The 22922-nt window shown below is 35.6% G+C and carries 13 protein-coding genes; 12 read left to right on the top strand and 1 reads right to left on the bottom strand.

Going from position 1 to position 22922, the window contains the following annotated elements; genetic code table 11:
* The first annotated feature begins 52 nt into the window (after window positions 1-52).
* The 12 genes from PHE88_10630 (at window position 53) to PHE88_10575 (ending at window position 21220) form a co-directional block, all read left to right on the top strand.
* Entirely contained in the window at window positions 53-2449 is a 2397-nt protein-coding gene (locus PHE88_10630) for a carbohydrate-binding protein (GenBank protein ID MDD5688274.1), read from the top strand.
* 232 nt (window positions 2450-2681) lie between these two features.
* Window positions 2682-4454 (top strand): hypothetical protein, encoded by a 1773-nt coding sequence (locus PHE88_10625; GenBank protein MDD5688273.1) that lies wholly within the window; start codon window positions 2682-2684, stop codon window positions 4452-4454.
* Between the two features lie 413 nt (window positions 4455-4867).
* Window positions 4868-5683 (top strand): amidohydrolase family protein, encoded by an 816-nt coding sequence (locus tag PHE88_10620; protein ID MDD5688272.1) that lies wholly within the window; start codon window positions 4868-4870, stop codon window positions 5681-5683.
* A 217-nt stretch (window positions 5684-5900) separates the two neighbouring features.
* The gene (locus PHE88_10615; GenBank protein ID MDD5688271.1) at window positions 5901-7226 is read left to right on the top strand and encodes a DegT/DnrJ/EryC1/StrS family aminotransferase; all 1326 of its coding nucleotides are present in this window, start codon (window positions 5901-5903) and stop codon (window positions 7224-7226) included.
* Window positions 7227-7242: 16 nt separating this feature from the next.
* A complete protein-coding gene (locus PHE88_10610) occupies window positions 7243-8118 on the top strand; it encodes an AraC family transcriptional regulator (GenBank protein MDD5688270.1) in 876 nt (291 codons plus the stop codon).
* A gap of 78 nt (window positions 8119-8196) precedes the next feature.
* Entirely contained in the window at window positions 8197-8883 is a 687-nt protein-coding gene (locus PHE88_10605; GenBank protein MDD5688269.1) for a hypothetical protein, read from the top strand.
* An 87-nt stretch (window positions 8884-8970) separates the two neighbouring features.
* Window positions 8971-10662, top strand: a complete 1692-nt coding sequence (locus tag PHE88_10600) for a hypothetical protein (protein MDD5688268.1) — start codon at window positions 8971-8973, stop codon at window positions 10660-10662.
* 208 nt (window positions 10663-10870) lie between these two features.
* Window positions 10871-11932, top strand: coding sequence for a Gfo/Idh/MocA family oxidoreductase (locus PHE88_10595; protein ID MDD5688267.1), 1062 nt, complete (start codon window positions 10871-10873; stop codon window positions 11930-11932).
* A 144-nt stretch (window positions 11933-12076) separates the two neighbouring features.
* Window positions 12077-12910 (top strand): sugar phosphate isomerase/epimerase, encoded by an 834-nt coding sequence (locus tag PHE88_10590; GenBank protein ID MDD5688266.1) that lies wholly within the window; start codon window positions 12077-12079, stop codon window positions 12908-12910.
* A 214-nt stretch (window positions 12911-13124) separates the two neighbouring features.
* Window positions 13125-15578, top strand: coding sequence for a carbohydrate-binding protein (locus PHE88_10585; protein ID MDD5688265.1), 2454 nt, complete (start codon window positions 13125-13127; stop codon window positions 15576-15578).
* A 334-nt stretch (window positions 15579-15912) separates the two neighbouring features.
* Entirely contained in the window at window positions 15913-19236 is a 3324-nt protein-coding gene (locus tag PHE88_10580; GenBank protein ID MDD5688264.1) for a right-handed parallel beta-helix repeat-containing protein, read from the top strand.
* 100 nt (window positions 19237-19336) lie between these two features.
* Window positions 19337-21220: a right-handed parallel beta-helix repeat-containing protein gene (locus PHE88_10575; protein MDD5688263.1), complete on the top strand. Its 1884-nt coding sequence runs from the start codon at window positions 19337-19339 to the stop codon at window positions 21218-21220.
* 139 nt (window positions 21221-21359) lie between these two features.
* Here PHE88_10575 and PHE88_10570 read toward each other — a convergent pair whose 3' ends face one another.
* A complete protein-coding gene (locus PHE88_10570; GenBank protein MDD5688262.1) occupies window positions 21360-22157 on the bottom strand; it encodes a helix-turn-helix domain-containing protein in 798 nt (265 codons plus the stop codon).
* Window positions 22158-22922 lie beyond the last annotated feature (765 nt).

Here is a 22922-nt window from a genome sequence, read left to right as displayed (position 1 = left end):
TCTTATTTCTTGCATCTTGTTTCTTGTGTCTTGTTTAAGGGGGTTAATGTCTATGCAAAAGTTAGTAAAAATTGTATGCAATTTTGTAGTATGCATGTTTATAGTAGTTATGTTTGCGGGCAGTATTTTATCAGGTGCAACTGATACAACACCACCTGCCAAGATAACATATTTTCTGACGGCATATCCGACTGCTAAATCAATCACACTTGTATGGCGGTCTGTTGGTGATGACGGTTATTCGGGCACAGCAACAAAATATGATATCAGGTATTCTCTTTCACCAATAACTACAGAAGCAGAATGGAACTCAGCCACTATGGTCAAATGTGACCTGGTTCCAAATCCTGCCGGTTCTGCGGAATCGTTTATTGTTTTTGGTCTTTCTCCTTCAAAAAAATATTACTTTGCTATCAAGGCAGGTGACAAAGTACCAAACTGGTCGCCATTATCTAAATCACCAAGTGCCACAACACCTGCTCTCACAGATACAACGCCACCTGGTAAAATAATAGACCTTGCAACAAGCGGCACAACATCGAACTCAATTACGCTTACTTGGACTGCTCCTGGTGATAACAACAATAGTAGCGCGTTTGTATCAAGATATATACCATATGATATAAGGTACTCATTTTCTCCAATAACTGATGCTAACTGGAATTCTGCAACTAAAGTCAAAGATACAATAACAGCACAAGAGAAATCCAGATCGGAGAAATTCAATATTCTCGGTCTTTCACCTTCAATGAAATACTATTTTGCAATAAAGACAGCAGATGATGTACCAAACTGGTCAAGTGTATCAAATAGTCCTAATGGCAATACAAAAGCTATCGGTATAACTACTCCATATAAAGGAATACCATTTCAGATTCCATGTAAAATAGAAGTAGAAGATTATGACAATGGTGGTCAAGGTGTAGCATATTATGACACAACATCAGGTGATTCAGGAAATGCATATCGTACAACTGAAGATGTAGATGTTGAACCTTGTAGTGATGCAAGTGGAGGTTATGATATTGGCTGGGTTTATGCTAATGAATGGTTAAAATATACAGTAAATGTAAAAACAGCGGGAACATATACAATAGAAGTTCGGGTAGGATGCGGCGGTAGCGGCGGTAATTTCCATGTAGAGTTTGATGATGTGGATAAAACAGGACCCATAACAGTCCCTAATACAGGTGGATTTCAGATTTGGCAAACGATAAAGAAAACAGGAGTAAGTTTAACTCCGGGAAAACATATAATGAAGTTGGTAATGGATACTACAGGCAGTACGGCTACCGGTAATTTTGATTACATAAACATTTTGAGTGAAAGACAATTAAAACAAAATATTACATCCAATGCTATATCAAATAATAATTCCAAAATTTCACTTACTCCGTCAAATGACAAGTTGTTTTTTCATGAAGGGGCAGTATTCCCAAATCCTAATCTTGCACCTATAAATCCGCCATATATTATTTACTGGTGTGGTGGTCCTGGTGAACAACCTCATGAAACTATGAATTATTCTGGTTATAAGTGGATGACTAAATCATGGCAAGGTGAAATGATTGAAAAAGGAAAACTACCGATACCATTTACCTATGCTGCAAGAGATGATGCATCGAAGGCTGATAATCCAGGGTATCTTGACACCGAAGAAAAAATGTATAATAATTATTTTAAAATTGCCAGTGAAGGATATTATGGTGTATCCATTGATGAATGGGTTGTATGGGAAGGTGACAATCGGGTCAAAGAGTCTATCAGTGCACTAAGACGGGTGAAAAAACAATACCCTAATTTTTTAATGTTTGCCGGTTATTATGGGGATGGTTTTGATGACGTAATGGCAAATGCAAGCGATATAATGAACCTTTACAAGCCGGAGATATATATCTATCGTGGAATGAAGGACTACAGGACATATATCAAGAAATGGACTGACTGGATAAAATACTACGGACTTGAAGGTAAGAATTTAGCTATTTTGGGTGGCAGAGATGACTACAACGGTCGTGAAGCAGATGTTGATTTATGGATAAAATATCTACGTGCAGAATCGCCGCAAATGGCCGGTCTTGGTATAGGGATATTTAAACTATACTCATTGACTACTGCTGAAAGAGCAGAGTGGGACAAGGTGATGGATAATAACTTTTTTAAGTTGTCGCCATCTGTTTCCATAACTACACCGGTAAACAACGCAAAATTAAGCGGAACAGTTAAAATTAATGTAAGCGCTAAAAAGAATTCCGAGACGGACAATCCTGTTGTTTCTTATCGTTATTTCATAGACAACAAACTTGTTAAGATATCATCAAGTCCTGAATATTCGTGGAATACTGCCGGTTATTCAAAAGGCAAACATATAATAACAGTTCATGCAGTAACAGATGATTATCTTGCCGGTGTAAGCCAAATAAATATAACAATAAAAAACAGTCAATAGTAGCTGCACCATCTTATGGTGCCAGTTAATTAGTAGATTAGAGAATTAGAGATTAGATAGTTCAGTGTCTAAATGTAGTTGCAGACCTTCGGTCTGCTGAAGTTGTGTAGCGGTGAGATTACTATCTCACTGTCGTTAGAAAGAATGTCTGAAGTTACGATTCTTAAGACGCTGTGACATATATTAGCAGATTAGAGAACAGAAGAACGTTGTTTAATAAGGGGGGTAAGACATGTTATGTTTTAGAAGAATAAGTTCAATATTATTTGCTATTATCAGTATAATTTTTTTATGTGATGTTTGTATAGGGGCGGAGTTATACGATGCATTTTTAGAAAATTCTTTAACGAAAGTGTTAAGGGATAAACCGTATCAAGGGAAAGAGAAATCAATAACACTATATTCTGCAAAAGATGAGTATGAGGATGGTCAGATTATAATAATCCCCAAAGGTAAAAATGACTTAAAAGGTATAAAGATCCAATTCAGTGATTTGGTAGGTACAGATACTCAAGGAAAGGTAATAAAAATAAGTCCGGCCAATTTTGAATACTATCCGGTCGCATGGGCAAAAGGAAGGACTCTTACAACAGATTTGAATAATAATCAGATTCAGCAGTATTTAACTCCACGAAAACTTACTCTTGAAGATGTTGCAGCTTATCAACCAGACCCTTTCCGACCAGACACAGTATTTGATGCTCATCCAAGACAGAATTTTGTAGTATGGCTTAGCTTTTATGTTCCTAAAGACACAGCAGCAGGAACTTATACTGGAACAATATCTGTAATCCCGCAAAACGGGAAACGCGAAGAATTAAAAATCAGTTTAACAGTTTGGGATTTTGTATTAATAGAGAAATGTCCGTTGTCTTTTCTATTTTGGAGTGATTTAAATTCTGGGGCTAGGTGTACCGGTCTGAGCCAGTTTGAATATGCCAAATACAGTGCTAAACATATGCTTAAACATCATCGTGGAAACACTCTTTTAAGCTGGTCTTCGCCAAGTGAAGGTAGTTATGAGACATTTGATAAACAAATTGAAGAGTTTATAAATCTTGGTATGGACAAATTCTGGATTTTTGTAGACCAGAGATCTTTTTATCCTGAAGGACCGCTTCGTATTAAAAACAATGATGAACGTATGGGCCCGGAACGACAAGCGGCTCTTAAAAGATTATATAATCATTTGAAAGAAAAAAAGTGGTTGGATAATTTTATGATAGTTACCTGGGACGAACCGGATTTTACTAAAGAAGGTATATTGGAAAAGTGGCAGAAGTCGCAACAAGAAATAAAAGACGTCGGATTTACTAATTTTGAATGTGATTTTGCTGGTAGAGCGGAGCGTGCACTTGACCAGATGATAGGTTATGCAGGTATATGGTCAGCTAATCTTCGTCTTTTTGATGGAGGACCGACGGATGAGTTTATAAAAGCACGAAAGAAAGCAGGTGATAGGATAGGCTGGTATTGGGGTAGTCCTTTACTTGCCCCAGCTAAAAACTTTGATTTAACTTTAATAGAAGAACGGACTATACAGTGGCTTGCTTTTAAATATGGTATTGAATTGTTCGGAGTTTTTAATTATGATCTTGTTTGTAGACAAGGAGAAAAAAGCCCTTGGCTTAATAATTATGAATCTATTACTCCGCAAGGAATAAGTAAAATTTGGAAAAGCAGGGAAGAAGTTAGTATAGGAGATTCTTATGTATATCCTAACCCGGACATTGATAAGACAAGGCCTTTGTTAAGCACAATCAGGGAACATGTATTCCGGGACGGCAGGGAAGATTATTGTTACCTGTATATGTTGGACCAGTTAATTAAAAAACATAAAGAACAAGGTAACACACAATTAGCGGCTGAAGGTCAAAATGTGCTTGATAAAAGTTCAGGTATGGTATTTAAAAGCATAACTGAATGGTCAGTTAATCCTTCGGATATGTTTCAAGCAAGAAAACTATTAGCAGAAGCTATTTTGAAACTTTCAAATAAAAAATAAGTAAATAAGCTAGAAAGACAGTCCAAAGTTCCTGCCTCGCCAATATTTAGTGGCGGGCAATGTCCGATGTCATCTTGTTCCTTACTTTTTACATCTTGCTTTTTTAAGTAGATTGCAGAAACAAAATTTGATTTAAAAAAGAACATACTTGCCTACCGTTAGGTAGATTCACTTTAGGATGTTCTTTTTTATTGCTATTTTTTTATTATTTTATATAATCAAATATTGGATTATAGTTGAAGAAACAGGCTAAAGTAGTAATAAATTACCCCTGGTGCAATCATTAAAATATCAAAGACAACAACAAGGTTGCAATGTAAGAGTTAAAAAAACAATGTAGTTATGCTGAACGATAGTACTTGCCAGTATCAAGGTGAGAGGAATTATTTAATTAAAGAGAGGACTATTAAAAAATGATTATAGATTGCCATCATCACTTGTTTCCCGAAAAAGATTATGCGGAAAAGTTAGCAGCAGAATGTGACAGATTAAAAATAGACAAAGTTTGTCTTATGGCGCTACCGGATTTTTACAAGTGGTCAACAACAGAACAAGTATATCAAGCAATTAAAAAATATCCTGACATATTTATAGGTTTTGCTAGTTTTGACATAAACCGGGGGAGTAAAATATCTCAATTAAAAGAGTATAAAAGTAAAGGTTTTAAAGGAATAAAATTTATTCTTCCTAAAAAAGATTATGATGACGAGAGTAATTATCCTGTATATGAACAGATGGAAAAATTAGGTTTGGTATCATTATTCCATCTGGGCATAATAGCAAGACATGATGATGATGGCATAGATCCGCGAAAATACGACATAGACAATGACAGGATGCGTCCTATATATTTAGATAAGATAGCGAGAGCATTCCCCAAACTAATTATAATAGGAGCACATTTAGGTAATCCATGGTATGAAGAAGCTGCAATGTCATGCAGGTGGAATCCTAACTTGTATTTTGATTTAACAGGCTCTACTCTAAAAAGAATGGCTCCTGCAGATATAGGACATTTACTTTGGTGGAGAAGCAATTCCCGGTATAAAGACGCTTTAGGCAGGGATGCTTGGGAAAAAATACTTTTTGGTAGTGATGTCCCTTACGCTGAAATAGAAGATGTATATAACGATTATAAAAAAACAATGGACGCATTGGATGTTAATAAAGAAATCCAGAAAAAAGTTTTCGGCGATACTTTAGCAAATCTTTTAGGCTTGGATAAATAGAATTTGAAAATTGGATATATGATTGAAATTATGAAATACATGGAAATAAGTAGAAATAGATAGAAATATAAAAGACTGAAAACTTGTGGAAATTAGGAAATAGATAGAAATTACTAGAAACAAAAATTAAAATACAACAAATTTCAATAAATTTCAATAAGTTTCAATAAATTTCAATTTTCAAGTATATTTCAATTTAAAAATAGGAGTTAAAAACATGAGTAACCTTGCAATTTTTGGTGGGAAGAAAACGGTTAAAAGTAAAGCTGGGGATATGTTTAAGTGGCCTATAGTAACAAAAGAAATGGAGAAAAAAGTTCTTGAAGTTCTTAGAGCAGGCAGGATGTCGGATATTGATGTAACTAAGAAATTTGAAGAAGGGTTTGCCAAATGGCACAAGATGAAATATGCTCTTGGACATAACAATGGTACCGCAGCATTGCACAGTGCTATGTTCGGTATAGGTATAGGAAAAGGTGACGAAATAATCTGTCCTTCTCATACTTACTGGGCATCGTGTTTGCCGGTATTTTCACTTGGCGGGACTGTTGTTTTTGCCGATATGAATCCTGAAACCCTGTGTATTGATCCAAACGACATTGAAAGACATATTACAGAAAGAACAAAAGCGATTTTGGTGGTTCATTGTTGTGCTATGCCTGCTGATATGGATGCGATTATGAAAATAGCCGCAAAACATAATCTTAAGGTAATAGAGGATTGTTCCCATTCACAAGGTGCATTATATAAAGGTAAGCTTACCGGAACTTTCGGTGATGTATCGGCATGCTCGTTGATGAGCAGTAAGTCATTTGCGATAGGTGAAGCAGGAATTATGCTTACCAATAACCAGTGTATTTATGAACGGGCAGTTCTGTTTGGACATTATGAACGTCATGCCGGATTGCAACTGGAAGATTTAAAGAGCGGAGCTGAACTTCCCTGGGGTGGTTATAAATACCGGATGCACCAGCTTAGTTCTGCAGTAGGTCTGGTCCAGTTAAAAAACTATCCTAAACAAATAAAGGAAATTGATAAAGCAATGAATTATTTTTGTGATTTATTAGAAGGTCTTCCCGGAATTAAATCACATAGACCTGCGAAAGGTTCTGGTAGTACTAAAGGCGGTTGGTATGTTCCTCTGTTTTTTTATAATAGCAGTGAGTTAGGTGGTTTATCAGTAACTAGATTTTGTGAAGCAGTAACTGCCGAAGGAGTAGTTGGTGCCTGGGCAGGTTGCAGCAGGCCTTTACATACACATCCGCTTTTTAACGAAGTAGATGTATATAACGACGGTAAACCTACAAGGATAGCCAATTCACCGGTTGACATAAGACAACCTATCGGAAGTTTGCCGGCTTCTGAAAATATTGGAGGACGAATGTTTTATGCCCCATGGTTTAAACATTATCGTAAAAAAATGATAAAAGAATATGCAATGGCATTTCATAAAGTAATCGAAAATTATAAAGAGTTAATACCCGGCGATAAAGGTAATCCTGAAAATCTCGGCGGATGGAGCCACAAGAAACACAAAATATAAAAGAATCAAAAATAATATGAAGCCGAATAAACATCATTTTCCTTTCCCGGAAAAAGATTTTCCTTTTTTCATATCAACGACAATTGCTGATAATACCCGGAGCAAATTTTATCATCTTCATCCATTTACTCTGGAATTTCATTATTTTCGTTTTGGTAATGGATTCTATTTTATTAAAGATAAACGCTATCCTATAAAACCTAAATCATTGTTTATCATTCACGGGAATGATATTCATACATATATAAAAGCCAAAAATCCGCTTGCAGTAAGTAAAACTACTTTGTTTTTTTCAAATTCCTTATTAAAAAGTTTTCCTTCGCTCCAACCTCTCATGGAAAACATTATCACATGCCACAAAAACTTCTCACACCAGATACATATTAATGAAAAAGAGATAATAGATGTAGAATTTATTGTAGATATACTACAGAAAGAATGGAACAGTAAAGGATACAATTATCGGGAAATTATAAAAACTGCACTTGTATTATTTTTAATGTTAGTAAAAAGATGTAAGTTTAACGAGAAAAACGTTATCGGTTCTGTTGAAAAACATAATCCTATAATTGACGAAATATTAGATTATATAGACAAACACCTTAAAGAACATATAACTCTTTCAAATGTATCGGAACATGTAGGTTATTCTCCTAATTATGTAAGTCATTTATTTAATAAATTTACCGGTTTAGGATTGAATGAATTTATAGATAACAAAAGAGTACTTGAAGCGAAGCGTATTCTGGAGACAGACCATAGTAAAAAGATAATTTCTGTTGCTTTTGAAGTAGGTTTTATAAACCTGAGTACTTTTAATCTGAACTTTAAGCGTCTTACCGGCACAGCCCCTTCCCTATATCGTAATTTTTTCACATCTATTCGTAAATAATCAATAGACATAATTTAAGTTTTGTGTTATATTATAGTAACAAGGTAATATAAAAAGATGATAGGAGCGAAATAAATTATGAAAAAAATTATTTTATTAATGACAGTGTTTATAGCATGCATTTTTATTACTAATGGGTGGAGTATAGGCAATAAAAGTTCCAAACAAAAAACTACTACACAGCGGGAAAAGATGGTCAATAATATAGAACAAAAAAATGCTTCAAGTAACCTTATTAAAAACCCGGGAGCAGAGGATGGAAAAGAGTGGTGGTCAATGAATTCTTGTTATGGTCCGGAAGAACAAGAATGGGGGATTAGTGATAAAGAAGCACATACAGGTAAGAATAGTGTTTATTTAAAATTAAAGACTGCTTCAGGGGCATATTGTTGTACACTTATTGCAGGTAAAATTTCGCCTGAAGGTACAGCGCCGGAAGGTTATAAAGTCCAGCCGAATACTAAATATTATTTTTCGTTCTGGATAAAAGGTTCAGGGTTTAGCAAAGCATTGATTCCTGAAATCCAGGGATATGATGAAACAGGGGAAAATCGAAGTAAAACTATGAGAACTGTTATAACCTCGGAGAAAAAAGTAGTATTTCCTAAAGATACATGGACACAATACAAAGGCTACTCTGTTACAAAAGAAACGATTAAAAGAGCAGTAATCGGTATTTTTTTCTATGCTAATAAAGACAAAGCAAAAGAAGGAGCTACCTATTACATAGATGATGTCTATTTAGGATTAACAGAACCGAAATAAGATACTTTTAAAAGATGACAAATTAGAAAACATAAGAACATAAGAGCACGAAAACATAAGAACATTATTTAATTAAAGGAGATAGAAATGAGATATTTTAAAAGAGTAAGCTTAACTTTGGTAACTGTTATTAGTATAGGTTTTATTTGTAGTATTTGTAAATCAAATGAGTTATACGATGCATTTTTAGAAAATTCTTTAACCAGAGTATTAAAGAATAATGTGTATCTTGGAAAAGAGAAGGCAATAGCATTATGTTCCGCAAAAGATGAATATGAGAGTGGTCAGATTATAATAATTCCAAAAGGCAAAAATGATATAAAAGGTATAAAAATACAATTTAGTGATTTAGCAGGTAAAGATTCTCAAGGAAAAATAATAAAGATAAATACTAAAAACTTTGAATATTATCCGGTTGCATGGAAGAAAGGAGAATTTCCAACAGACTGGGGAAGTATTGGCCAGCAAATGCTAACTCAACGAAATCTTACAATGGCAGATGCAACAGGTCTTCAACCGGACCCTTTCCGTCCTGACACTGTATTTGACGCTCATCCCGGTCAAAATTTTATAGTTTGGCTTACTTTTTACATCCCAAAAGACACAGTAGCAGGTACTTATACAGGAACAGTATCTGTTATCCCGCAAAATGGGAAACGCGAAGAGCTAAAAATCAGTTTAACAGTTTGGGATTTTGTGCTTATGGATAAATGCCCGTTAGATTTAATTCCATGGGCGGACCCTTTTGCGGTATCTAAGTATACCAACATGGACCTTTTTGAATATTATAAATATGATGCTAAACATATGTTAAAACTTCACAGGGGAAATTCTTATTTAAGATGGGATATTCCAAAAGATAATTTTAGCACTTTTGACCGGGAGACTGAAGAGTTAATGAAATTAGGCATGGACAAGTTCATTTCTTATGTTGATGGACTGATGCGTGACGGAAACGGGGTTAAACACCAAACCGGACCGGAAAGGCAGGCTATACTTAAACGTATGTCCGACCATTTGAAAGAAAAGGGATGGCTAAATAATTTTATGTTAGTTTGCTGGGACGAACCAGACTTTACAATGGAAGGAATACTTGAAGAATGGCAAAAATCACAACAAGAAATAAAAGACGCAGGATTTCCAAACTGGTTCTCCTGTTTTACTGAAGGTGGAGCATCGCACGCACTTGACCAGATGATAGGTTATAATAGTGTGTGGATGACTGACGCTGTCGAGTCTGATATGATATTAGACTTTTTTAAAGAACGAAAAAAAGCCGGTGATAAAATAGCTTGGTATTATGGCAGTGGCGGCAGATATATCCCCGGTAAAGCATTATGGAATCTTCCAATAGAAGGACGGACAATAGACTGGCTTGCTTTTAGATACAACCTTGATTACTACATGTTTTTTGATTATGACCTTATTTGTCGAGAAGGTCAGAATACAGTTTGGATAAGTAAAGAAGAAGTAAGTCCAAATTGGTCAAGTTATGTATATCCTAATCCGGATATGGATAATAGCAGACCTGTATTAAGTTCAATCAGGGAACATATATTACGTGATGGCAGGGAAGATTATTGTTACTTGTATATGTTGGACCAGTTAGTTAAAAAACATACTAAACAAGGAAATACAAAACTTGCTACAGAAGGACAGAAAGTGCTTGAAAAAAGTTTAGATATGGTAGCTAAAAATCCGACAGGATGGTCAGTTAATCCTTCGGATATGTTTCAAGCAAGAAAGATGTTAGCTGAAGCAATCCTGAAATTAAAATGAGAATCGCCCCCTTTATTTTTCCAATGGGGAAACACCGATAAAAAGTCTGCGGATGTCATTGCGAGAAGTGTAACGACGAAGCAATCTCTTCTCAAAAAGAGATTGCCACGCTCCCGTTGGTCGCTCGCAATGACCAACAAAGAGATTTTTCAGCAAACTCACATGGGGAGAATTATAAAACTTTCAACGGACAGGAGTTAAGTTAACTATGAAAAAACAAGTCAATATAGGTATTATTGGTTGCGGTGTTATAGGTAAGAAACATATTAAAAATGCTACAGAATCAGAGTTAATGAATGTTACTGCAATAGCAGATGTTCGTGAAGATATTGTCAGTTCTGTAGCGACTGAATTTGGTATTAAGAAGTTTTATACAGATAGTCATGCTCTTATTAATGACCCTGAAGTTGAAGCAGTTGTTGTTGCACTACCGACCGGTATAAGAATGCCGGTTGTTTTAGATGCTATGAAATCCGGTAAACATGTATTAATTGAGAAACCAATTGCCAAAAATGCTGCGGAAGTACAGCAAATGATATCAGCTCGTAATACTAATATTATCGTGGGTTGTTGTTCATCACGATTCCGTCAGCTAAAACCCGCGCAAATTGCAACGGATTTAGTTTCTTCAGGTGTATTAGGTCAAATTAGATTAGTTCGTTGTCGCGGAGTTAGTGCGGCAGGAGAACCCCCTAAAAAGCCGCCAATTCCCTGGCGATACAGTAAAAAATTAAATAGCGGCGGTATTTTTGTTAACTGGGGTTGCTATGACTTGGATTATATTTTAGGTATTTTAGGGTGGAAACTTAAACCAAGAAAAGTTTTAGCACATATGTGGTATATTCAGCCGCAGTATAAATTATATGTTGCTGAAGGGTCTGATGCAGAGACACATATTGTTGCTTTGATTACTTGTGATGACGGTACTGTAATCGAGTTAGAACGTGGAGAATATCTTACTACCCAAAGTGAAGATGTATGTCAGATAATTGGTACAAAAGGTTCACTTCGCTTACAAATGGTGGTAGATGAGAAAACAAAAATTATTTTTGATAAATCAGACCCTGAGAAAGGGGTTGTCTCAGAAACTGTCTGGGAATGCGATGGTAATATTGAAGACCATCATAAACTTGTAATAAAAGATTTTGCTAATGCTGTCCTTAAAAAAAGCCGTCCGATGACAGGTCTTGAAGAATCATTAGTAATCCAGAAAATTGTTGATGCAGTATATATATCAGCAGAAGAAAACCGCCCGGTAGAAATTAAGTAAATATGAAGCGTTATAGAGTTCGTAGGGTTATAGCGTTATAGGGTCTACAACTCTACAAACTCTATGAACTCTAAAACACTATAACAAACGTACATTATACATTACACATCACACATTACACAATTTCAAAGGAGGTCCATCCAAATGGTTAAACGTTTAAAAATGTCGTTTATGAGTTTTACCTGTCCGCAAGCGTCTTTGGATCAGTTTATTGGTTATGCAAAGCAGTATGGTTATGATGGAATAGAACCAAGAGCAGAAGAAAAACATAACCATGGAATTGAAACAAAACTAAGTAAAACAGGTAGAGCTACAATTCGGAAAAAAATAGAACAAAGTGGAATTGCATGTTGTTGCATTGCAACATCGAGAATTTACTGTTATACGGATAAAACAGTTGTTAAAGATAATTATGAGAAAACCTTGGAACTAATCCAACTCGCACATGACATTGGCTGTCCCCGGTTACGCGTTTTTGGCGGCGATGTTCCTGAAGGTATGTCTATGAATGATGGTATTGATATTGTTGCAGAAGGTCTAAAACAAGTTGCTCCTGAAGCAGAAAAAGCAGGAGTAACTATATGTTTGGAAACGCATGACAGTTTTATGCGTGCAGATGATTGTTCAGCCATAGTTAAAAAAGTTAATTCGCCTGCAGTTGGTATTACCTGGGATATTATGCACCCATTCACCAAAGGTATGACCATAGATGAAGCATATGGTTATGTTAAAGGATTAGTCCGACATTGTCATATTCACGACGGCATATATGAAGAACCCGGGAAAAAACCAAAATTAGCACTAATGGGTAAGGGACAAATTCCAAACAATCGTGCAGTTGTTTTGCTATCAGCAGATAATTATGACGGATATTTATCAGGTGAATGGATTAACGCATGGCCGCCAGAAGAGGTATTACCGCACGATATAAAAGTCATGCATGAGTATATGAATGCAGCACAATCCTCCCAGTTGTAGTTGCAAAGCTTGCTTTGCTGCCTTTAAGACAGTCAGAAGTAGAAAAATTTAAAAGATTTAAAGATTAAAATAAGAAGCGTTATAGAGTTCGTAGAGTTTATAGAGTCGTAGACCCTATAACCCTAAAACCCAATAACTCTATAACACACACTATCACACTATTACACCATCGCACTACCGCACTATTCGCACTATTCCATTGGGGAGGTAAAAAATGTCCAGACAAAAATTGTTGAATATAAACAGTATGTTTATAGTGTGTATGTTTGCGAGTAGTATTTTGTCAGGTGTAACTGACACAACACCGCCTGCCAAGATAACATATTTTGTTACTGCATTTCCTACATCCAAGTCAATCACACTTGTCTGGCGGTCAGTTGGTGATGACGGTAATACTGGCACAGCAACAAAATATGATATCAGGTATTCTCTTTCACCTATAATAACGGAAGCGGAATGGAACTCTGCCAGTAAAGTTAATTGTGATATAACTCCAAGTCCTGCCGGTTCTGCTGAATCATTTATTGTCTTCGGACTTATACCTACAACAAAATACTATTTCGCAATCAAGGCAGGAGACGAAGTTCCTAACTGGTCGCCATTATCTAAATCTCCGAGTGTCACAACCCCTGCTCTTACAGATATAACACCACCTGGTAAAATAATTGATTTAGCAATAACAAACCAGACACCGACATCAGTTACACTTACTTGGACCGCTCCCGGCAATGATGACAACAGTAAAGGTTTGGCTTCAAGATATATACCATATGATATGGACCGCAAAAACCCAATCCCGCAATCTCAATTACCATATCGTTCGGCTTCAAGATATATACCCTATGACATAAGATACTCATTTTCACCGATAACTGACGCTAACTGGGATTCTGCAACTAAAGTAAAAGGGACACCAACGGCACAAGAAATGTCTAAACAAGAGACATTCACTGTTGTTGGTCTTTCACCTTCAACTAAATATTATTTCGCAATAAAAACCGCAGATGAAGTACCTAACTGGTCAAGCGTATCAAATAGTCCTAGTAACACAACAAAAGTTATTGGTGTAAATGTTCCATATAAAGGAGTACCTTTTCAGATACCAGGTAAAATAGAATTAGAAGATTATGATACTGGCGGAGAAGAAACATCATATCACGATACGACAACAGGTAACTCTGGAAATGCGTACCGCACAACAGAAGCTGTAGATGTTGAAACTTGCAGTGATGCAGGCGGGGGTTATAGTGTAGGCTGGGCAGTCGCCGGTGAATGGTTAAAATATACAACAACTGTAAAGAAAACTGGAACATATACAGTAGAAGTGCGGGTAGCGTATGGTGGTACCGGAGGAATTTTTCATATAGAATTTGACGATATTGATAAGACAGGTCCAATGGCAGTACCTGACACAGGCGGTTGGCAGAACTGGCAAACAATAAAAAAGACTGGGGTAAGTTTAACTGCGGGAAAACATGTAATGAAATTAGCATTGGACACTAATGGTAACGAAGCTATAGGTAATTTTAATTACATCAATATAATATCAGGAGGTCAACCAAATATTACTTCCGATATTATTTCAAATGATAATTCTAAAATTTCTTCGTCAAAAAACAATCAGTTCTTTCACGAAGGTGCGATATTTCCAAATCCTAATCTTGCACCTATAAATCCGCCATATATAATTTCGGGGCGAGGTGGTCCCGGCGAGCAGCCTCACGAAACTGCTATTATTTCTAGTTATAAGGGAGCTACTAAGTTATGGTATGATGAAATGACAGCTAAAGGAAAACTACCGATACCATTTACTGATTGTGTAAGGAATGATACCTCAAAAAGCACTGACCCGTGGTGGCTTGACACCGAAGAAAAGATGTATACTACTTATCTAAAAATTGCACAGGAAGGATATTATGGTATCGAAATAGATGAATGGGCTGCAGGGGACTGGGATTCGCGAGCACAAGAATCAATCAATGCTGTTAGACGATTAAAAAAGCAATACCCCAATATTTTTATTGATGCTGATATTTCCGGTGCTTTTATTGACGGAATAATAGCAGGTGGGAGTGATGTCATAGATTTATATATGCCGGAGATATATTTTTACCGTAGTGATTCGAATAGGGACTACAGAACAATTATCAAGGAAGTTGTTAAGTCTATAAATTCCTACGGGCTTGAAGGAAAAAGTATGGGTCTATTTAGTGGTGGAGGCGAGGACACCGGCACTCCACCGGATGTTGATTTATGGATAAAATACCTGCGTGCAGAATCACCTCAAATAGCCGGTTTTGGGTTAGGAATATTTAAACTTTATCATTTGAATACTAATGAAAGGGCGAAATATGACAAGGTGATGGATGATAACTTCTTTAAGTTATCACCGTCTGTTTCTATTACCACTCCAGCTAATAATACACTTGTAAACGGAATAGTTAAAATTTCTGTTAGAGCTACAAAGAATAACGAAACGGACAATCCTGTTGTTTCTTATCGTTATTTCATTGATAATAAACTAATCGAAATATCATCAAGTCCTGAATATTCATGGAACACAACCGGTTACTCAAAAGGCAAACATATAATAACAGTCCACGCAGTAGCAACTGATTATCTTGCCGGTGTCCATCAAATAAACGTAACGTTAAAAAGTAGTCCGTAGTTCGAAGTTGTAGTTGCAAAGCTTGCTTTGCTGCCGTAAAAAAACTTGTTTCGAGATTGAAATAGGATGTGTTAGAGGTTATCTTATTTCTTGAATCTTAAATCTTGAATCTTTAATATAGCCTTTTGATTCTTGTTGTAATCTAACACATATAACTTTTTAGGTAGTTTTTATAAATCTGAGTAATTTTAATCTGAATTTTAAACGTCTTCCTGAAACAAATCCCTCTCAATATCGTAATTATTTCACATCCATTAGTAAATAATCAATAGACGAAACTCAAGTTTTGTGTTATATACATAGTAACATGGTAATATATTAGATATGGCTTAATATGAATATGATAAAAAAGAGAACATTCTCATTTTTAATTAGTATTTTGCTGCTTATACTTAACTCAACTCTTTTTTGCACTATATATTATGTTCAGACCGATGGTAACGATTCCAATAGTGGAAGAAACACTGGTTCATCTTATGCGTGGCGTCACATTAATTACGCAGCAGGCAAAGCTATAGCAGGAGACACTGTATATATCAAGGCAGGTAATTATGGGAAAGAGAATGTATATGTGGCAGTTAACGGGACTAGTGCAAGCCCTATCGTCTTTGAAGGTTATAAAAATACTCCGGGTGATAATCCGCAGTTGAATTATAAATATGGTGATAGCCTTGATGCCACTGTAATGCCCTTAATTGACGGTGGTGATAGGGCTAATGCAGGATTAGGTATCAGTTTAAGTTCTAGAAAATATATCACAGTAAAAAATATCCAAATTACAAATTATAATATGGGGGTCTATGGTTATGGAGCTCAAAATGTAACAGTAGCTAATATAATTACAACCCGTTTGGGTGATATCAATGCTGAGTATGACGGAACTGGGATTAAGTTTGGTGCTAATGCAAACAATTGCATAATTAGTAGTTGTGTCGTGCTAAATGCATGTGCACAAGGTATAATTTTGGAAGGAGATGACAACCTCACTGAAAATTCTAAAGTTTACGCTGATGATAACACAACCGGTGAAAAGAGTGCTACTGATTATTATATAAATGTGGCCGGTAACAATAATATAGTTAGAAACTGTTATATTGAACGTATTGGAAATTTAGCTCATGGAGGTCATGGAATAGAGTTTGAAAGTGCTGGTACTGATACTACCGAAAACAATCAGGCAATAAATTGTATAACAAGAAATCTCGGAGCCGGTTTTTCTGTAAGACATCGGGGTGCTAAAAACAACTTATTTGAAAATTGTATCGCTTATGATGGCGATATCGGTTTGAGAATCAGGGACGGTGCCAGCTATAATACATTCAAAAACTGTCATACAGTAAAGACTTATAGCGGGGTTGCATTTTTAGACACCGATGAAGATGGAGGTGCTCAATATTGCGGTAGATATAATTCTCTTACTAACTGCATATTTGAAAATACGCGAGGCAATGTAATTAATTTCTTTTATTATAGTTTAGAATCACCTGCTGATAATAACACTTTTACTAATTGCGTTATATCCGGCGGCAATTACCTATTTAACACCGACCGTACCAATTACAGTAATAAAATGGTAAACTGCATAGTAACCGGAGTAACTAATTATCTAACTCATCAACAATATCCCTCTATAGCTTATCCTTTAGACTTTACTTTTACATATACGGATTTCTGGAGTAATGGTTTTAGTGCGCCAGCCGGAACCGGCAATATTTCTACGAATCCGTTTTTCAATAATGCTGCTAACGGTGACTTTCATATCAAATCCCAATACGGTCGCTGGACCGGAACTTCATGGGTAAATGATACAGTAACTTCACCTTGCCTTGATGCCGGAGATCCTGTATCATCTTATTCTAATGAACCTTTTTATAATGGTGGAAGAATAAATATAGGGGCGTATGGTAATACCACCGAAGCAAGTAAAAGCTTATCTGATGAAATAACTCCTTCGGTAGTAGCTAACTTATCTACAAACAGTCCCGGCACCAATAGTATCATATTAAATTGGAGTGCTCCCGGTGACGATGGAACTGTAGGCACAGTGAGTGTGTATGATCTCCGTTATGCAACTTATAGTATAACAAACAGTAACTGGGATAATAATGCAACTCATCAATGCACGGACGAACCCGTACCGCAGATATATGGTACAAACCAGAGTTACACTGTTCAAGGTTTGAGTCCGAACAAGACATATTTCTTTTCAGTAAAATCAGCAGATGAAAAACCTAATTGGTCATCAGTATCCAATAGTCCGAGTGGTAAGACTAAAGTTAACACAGCACCTGTCCTAAGTTGGTCGGGAGATACAGGTTATACAACTGATGGTTTAGAGCCGGAGACCGGTTCAAATAAAACAAATTTTACATATAAGGTAAAGTATTCTGATATAGATAATAATGCACCAAAGGAAGGTTATCCAAAAGTACACATCAAGAAAGGGAGTACTGAGATAAGTGGTAGCCCATTTATAATGGTTGCGGCGAATGCAAATTCGCCATCAACCGGCAGAAATTATAGTTTGACAACTAAATTAAGTGTGTTAGGTAATGATTATAGTTATTTCTTTGAAGCACAAGACATAAACGATGCTGTAGCAACAGGTTTAGCTGCAGCAACAGTTGATTCACCTGATATAAATATGCTAATATGTAACATTGAGGGTGATGTGAAAGTATACAAGAATAGTAGCGGAATAAGTGATGTTCAGATGGTTATAAGTGGTTTGTCCGCTACTGCACCATTGGCGGATATAAAAATAAACAGCAGTTTTACAACCGGAATATCAGGCAATTATGAGCTTTCGGATTTGACAGGTAGCAGTAATTTCAGTGTAACACCTGTAAAGACTGGCTGGCGGTTTTGGCCTAAAAACATGGAATATTCTATGTTAGATAATGATCTTGTCGGTCAGAATTATGTAGGCAGACCGTTCAGTGTCACAATGTTAATTAATCCGATGGTACAGGTGAGCAGTGGTATGTCAGTAACACCAATGATAGACAGTAGCGGTATAGACAGCGAGATAAGCGTAACAGTACCTATGGGTGCATTTTCCTTAATAACAACTTTAACACTGACATCTACAGAAGTGCCTGTAAGTAATAACAATATGATAAAAGTAGTAGGATATGGAGTAGCTATATCGAATGATAAGAACCTCCAGCCAACTAAAGGAATAATAATAACTATAAATTATGATGATAGCAGTATATCAGGTTACAATAAGGATAATTTAGTAATAGGTAGATATAATGAGACAAATAAGTATTGGGAAGTGTTACCTACGACAAAGAATGGTATGAACAAGTTGGTAGCCGGGAGTAATCATTTAAGCAAGTTTGCGTTATTGGAATTAGTTCCAACAATTGATTTAAGTAATATAAAAATATATCCTAATCCTTATAACCCTGCTATAGCAGTCCATGGTAAGTTAAAAGTGACAAATTTACCAATAAATAGTATAATAAAGTTGTATAGTGTAACAGGTGAATTAGTGAGGGAATTAAAAGAGCTCGATTTTGGCAACCTTGGATGGCTCGAGTGGGATGGCAAGAATTCTGATGGAGACAATGTAAGCAGAGGAGTATACATATACCAGATAGAAGATTCTGCCGGCAGCAAGAAGACAGGAAAAATAGGATTAATTAAATAAAGAACAAGTTATTGAGTTATTGGGTTTTAGGGTTATAGTGTTTTAACTCTACAAACTCTATGAACTCTATAACCCTACGACCCCAAACCCCTAAAACCCGATGAATAAAATATTTTTCTTTTTAATTACTATTCTAATATTCATTTTTACCTCAACACTTTCTTCCACCATATATTATATTCAAACCGATGGTAACGATTCCAATAGTGGCACTAATACCGGTTCGTCTTCTGCGTGGTGTCATATCAATTATGCAGCCAGTAAAGTTCTCGCAGGAGACATTGTTTATATCAAGGCAGGCAATTATGGAAAAGAAAATGTAGATATGACAGTTGACGGCACTAATGCAAGTCCTATTGTCTTTGAGGGTTATAGAAATACTCCCGGTGATAATCCGCAGTTGAATTATAAATATGGTGATAGCCTTGACGCTACTGTAATGCCCTTACTTGACGGCGGTGATAGAGCTACAGCAGGAATCGGTATCAGTTTAATTTCGCGAAAATATGTCACAGTAAAAAATATCCAAATAACAAATTACAATAGAGGGGTCTATGGTTATGGAGCTCAAAATGTAACAGTAGCCAATATAATTACAACTCGTTTGGGTGATATCAATGCTGACTATGATGGAACCGGAATTAAAATTGGTTCTAATGCAAACAATTGCATAATTAGCAGTTGTGTTGTTCTTAATGCATGTGCAGAAGGTATTATTTCGGAAGCTGGAAATAACAATTTAATTGAAAATTGTAAAGTTTATGCAGATGATAACACAACTGGTGAAAAAAGCGCCACAGATTATTATATAAATGTGTCCGGTAACAATAATATAATTAAAAATTGTTACATTGAACGTATTGGAAACTTAGCACATGCAGGTCATGGAATAGAATTTGAAGGTACTGATGCTGGTGATACCGAGAATAATCATGCAATAAATTGTATAACAAGAAATCTCGGATCTGGTCTTTCTGTAAGAAATAGGGGTGCTAAATACAACTTATTTGAAAACTGTACTGCTTATGATGGTGACGCTGGTTTGCGAATCAGGGATGGTGCCAGTTATAACACATTCAAAAATTGCCATACTGTAGCAACCGCGAGTGCAGTTGTATTTTTTGATACTGAAGCAGATGGAGGCGCACAATACTGCGGCAGATATAATTCTTTTACCAACTGCCTGTTTGAAAATACGCAGGGAAATGTTATAGATTTCTTTTATTATAATTTAGAATCTCCTGCTGACAATAACACTTTTACTAATTGTGTTATATATGGCGGCGAGTATTTATTTAACTCTGACCGCACCAATTATAGTAATAAAATGGTAAACTCTATTGTAACCGGCGTTCATAATTATCTAACCCATCAACACTATCCATCTATTGCTTATCCTTTAGACTTTACTTTTACTTACACAGATTTCTGGAGTAACGGCTTTTTTCCGCCGACAGGAACTAGAAATATTTTGGCTGCTCCACTTTTCAATGATGCTGCGAACAGTGACTTTCATCTCAAATCCCAATACGGACGTTGGAATGGTACTACATGGGTAAATGATACTGTAACCTCACCTTGTATTGACGCCGGAAATCCGGCATCAGCATATTCTAATGAACCTGCTCCTAACGGCGGAAGAATAAACATGGGAATGTATGGCAATACAACCGAAGCAAGTAAAAGCTTGTCTGACACAACAACATCATCACTGAAAGATTTAAGTAAAGTAAAAATTTATCCAAATCCATATAATCCGAAAAAACAATCACAAGGATTAACAATAGATGGCTTATCAGATAATACAGTCATCAAAATATACACGATAAATGGGGAATTGATTACAAAATTATCAGAATCTGGTGGCAGTGTAGTGTGGGATGGAAAAAATGCAGGTGGAAAGTTAGTAGCAAGTGGTGTATATATAGTTTATATAGAAGCTGCGACTGAAATAAAAAAATTAAAGATTGCAGTAGAAAAGTAGCTGCACCATCTTATGGTGCCAGTTAATTAAGCACAAACGTGTAAACCGCTTGTAGTTAGTTGATCAGAGAATTACTAAAATATCCTTTATCTTTCTTTACCTGTCCTTATCTATATATATCTCTCTCTTGCGATACCAATTATTTAAGAAAAACTGTATTTTTTTTCCAACTTTTGTTTTTACGGAAGTGACCTGGTGATAATCTAAAATATTTTTTAAACAGTTTTGAAAAAATAGTTGCATTACTGAATCCCACTTTAGAAGAAACGGCTTTTAATGGCAAACTTGTAGTCAAAAGTATATTTTTAGCAGTTTCTAGACGGATATTTCTTAAGTCCTCCATTGGTGTTCGTCCTGTAATATTTCTATATTTTCTTAAGAAATGATATTTACTCATATTGACACAACTTGCAAGGTTTTCCAATGTCAAAGGTTTACTTAAGTTATCTATCATAAAACTTTTTACCTTACCTATAATAGGATGATTTTCTTCAGATTCAGAAATTTTCATTAATTCAATTATTATAACTTTAAAAATATTTTCTTGCAATAATTGTTTATACGGATACCCTGCTTGTTCTCGTTCGTACGCTAGTTTAGCTAAAAAACAAATTTTCCTACTTGTGTCATGCGTTAAAACAGGAAATCTAATTTTTATTTTTTCTTCCCAAGCAAAGGCAATGATTTCAGTATTTTTATGGGCATATTGTTCTTTATGGGGTACCCCTTCATGATAAAACAAAATATCTCCAGAACTCGCACGAATATTTTTTCCTAATATTTCAACACATACTGAACCTTTAAGAACAATCACAAGTTCATGAAAAAAATGATAATGTCTTTTAAGTTCTCCCCAATCACTATATGGATTACAAGAATATGTTACATCAATTAATTTAATGGTTTTTTTTTCTTCCAAATAACGTTCTATTTTCATGATTTTGAATATAAATATAACATTCTACGCATTACTATTTTTAATTCTTTGAGTAAAAGCAAAATAATTATACAAAGAATTTTGTAATTGTCAATTACAACTTTTACAAATAGAAGCACTTGCTAAAAAAGTATTTCATTGCAGTCATCCTGAATCCTTTGACAGATGTCATACTGACCCGCCAATGGTTTCCTGCCAGCCAAAGATTCGATGGAGGGAGTGGCGGGGAAGTATCTCGTTTTTATCTCAGGACATGCTCCACATAGGAACTCGTCTCTAACTTCCGATTTTTTCTTATACGTAACACATTTTCCAACAGAGCAATATTAGGCATAAAAATGGCAACTATGGACAATTTTATTTTTAAATTCTCTGACGAGAAATGAAATATAATTGTTAAATTAACAATGGCAATTTATCATAATGAAAAAACCTTGACAAAAAACCAGTAATGCGTTATAAATATAGTGAAGAAAGAATAGGTTAAGTAACAAGGGGAGGATAAAATATAAGGAAGTAAATTCCGAAAAGGCTGCTCCTGCGAAAACGGGATGAATTCGCAAAACCAAGGGCTAAGATAGTAACGCCAACAGGTTGCCGATAAACGATAAATTAAAAAGATTCTTTGTATGTTCCAAGTTGTCATTGCGGGCTTAATAGTACTAAAATGTTGTTTTTTTAATGGTTTTTTAAATAAATATACCATTTCAAATAAGCAATTTTATGTTTTTCAGATAAGCCTCTGTGTCTTTGAAAATCTGATTT

The sequence above is a fragment of the Elusimicrobiota bacterium genome, from assembly GCA_028718185.1.
Taxonomy (GTDB): domain Bacteria; phylum Elusimicrobiota; class UBA8919; order UBA8919; family UBA8919; genus JAQUMH01.
The sequence above is the reverse complement of the archived record's forward strand: the minus strand, read 5'-3'. Positions and strand labels throughout refer to the sequence as shown.